Below are 1,701 nucleotides of genomic sequence, written 5' to 3' on the forward strand. Positions count from 1 at the left end.
GGTGAACGAGCAGGAGGGTTCCCTGGTGCTGATGTGATCCTTGAACAAATTAAGACCAAGCAAATTGTTCAAAAGCGTATCGGCTTAATTGGTTTAACTAAGGCTCCTGTTCGTGAAGGTGTTGCATTGCTCGATGAAAACGATCAGGTAATAGGTACAGTAACCAGTGGTACTTATGGACCTTCGATTGCTCAACCCGTTTTAATGGCTTTTGTTGATATTGCGCATACTGATATTGGTATGGAAATGTGGGCATTGGTTAGAGGCAAAAAAATACCTGTACAAGTGACAAAAATGCCATTTGTCGCTCAGAACTATTATCGAGGTTAATAAATAAAAGGGAGCATTCGTTCCCTTTTTATTCATTATGGGTAAAATATCATTTATCAGTTGTTCTGTCTTTTTAATGAATCTTGATAGATATTCAAGATCCACATCTGTATTTTATAAATCAGATGGTTAAGAATACTCTTGTTTGTAATGTGTATTTTTTAATAAGCTTTCTATGAAAGTATTTTTTTCTATGTAATTGTGTATGTGAAAGCATATTATTGCTTGTTTGTTTCTTGAGCGTGGCGGTGTATATTTGCAAAATATGTTGAATAAATATAAGAATAAAATGTGACGCTGGTTCCAATTATGGTTTAGGTGTATCATCCATTCATATTATATTAATACCAATTATAATGAGACTCAGGAAATAATGGCTAGCCTTGAGAAAGATAATTTTTCTACGATCAGTGATCGTGTCATGCACCAAATTAGAAATGATATTTTAAATGGCGAATTTGAAGCAGGGCAAAAACTAATATTGAGTGATCTTAAACAGCGTTATAACGTTGGCGGTTCACCGTTACGGGAAGCAATGGTCCAGCTTTCTTGGCAAAAATACGTTATTTTAAAACCGCAAAAGGGATTTTGGGTCGCTGATGTGTCTTTAGATGAATTAAAAAGCATTATTAAAGCGCGTTTAGCTATCGGAAATATGGCGTTATGTGAAGCGATGAAACACGGCGATGAAAAGTGGGAACTGAATATTTTAACGACATACCATAAGTTAAGTCGCTTGGATCCGAACTCGCCAGATTTTACCCTAACGTTGTGGGAACGCCGCCATAAGGACTTTCATATGGCGCTTATATCATGCAAAGGCGCTGAGTTTGTCATGGGGTTAATGAGCACTATTTATGACCAGCAAGAGCGTTACCGTCATTTTCTTCTTGGCTCTAAGTTTACCCATGAAACGCAATACCATGATAATGGTGAACATGAGGCGATGATGAAGGCGGTACTAGATCGGAACTTAGATCTCGCATGTGAATTAGTTCGACAGCATACCGAAAAGCTTTATCAAGTGATTAAACAGGTTGGAAGTTTGCAAGCTTTAAATCCAACCAATTAAAAAAAGGCAGCCTGATTAATAATTAGGTTGCCTTTTTTATTGGGAAGGATATAAAGTGAATAACTTAGAATAAGTATTCTCCCGCCACATAGAAAATTATATAAAATAAAACAAATAAAACAAGAACAGTAACAGTATGACGAAGCCAAGGTATATTTTTCTTATTCTGTTGATTTTTGCTCATAATAGACAACTCTATCAATTGTTTTATTCTAAAATATAGCAATAAAATGCGATTAACAATGCTTTAATTGACAACATGTATTTGCATTTATGGTATTGTTCTCTCTTTGTCATAT

Annotated in this window: 2 protein-coding genes; both read left to right on the top strand. The window is 35.4% G+C overall.

Annotation, left to right across the window (positions count from 1 at the left end; all coding sequences use genetic code 11):
- Nucleotides 1–330 (top strand): glycine cleavage T C-terminal barrel domain-containing protein (locus tag I3255_RS14120; RefSeq protein ID WP_275950128.1); only part of this gene is annotated, 330 nt, incomplete at its 5' end.
- Nucleotides 331–703: 373 nt separating this feature from the next.
- Nucleotides 704–1,402, top strand: coding sequence for a GntR family transcriptional regulator (locus tag I3255_RS14125; protein WP_081327227.1), 699 nt, complete (start codon nt 704–706; stop codon nt 1,400–1,402).
- Nucleotides 1,403–1,701 lie beyond the last annotated feature (299 nt).

The organism is Psychrobacter sp. Ps6, from assembly GCF_022129235.1.
In the GTDB taxonomy this organism is placed as follows: Bacteria; Pseudomonadota; Gammaproteobacteria; order Pseudomonadales; family Moraxellaceae; genus Psychrobacter.

Coding starts and splice junctions, on each gene's coding strand:
- I3255_RS14125 (WP_081327227.1), top strand. CDS start 704: ATGGCTAGCCTTGAGAAAGATAATTTTTCTACGATCAGTGATCGTGTC.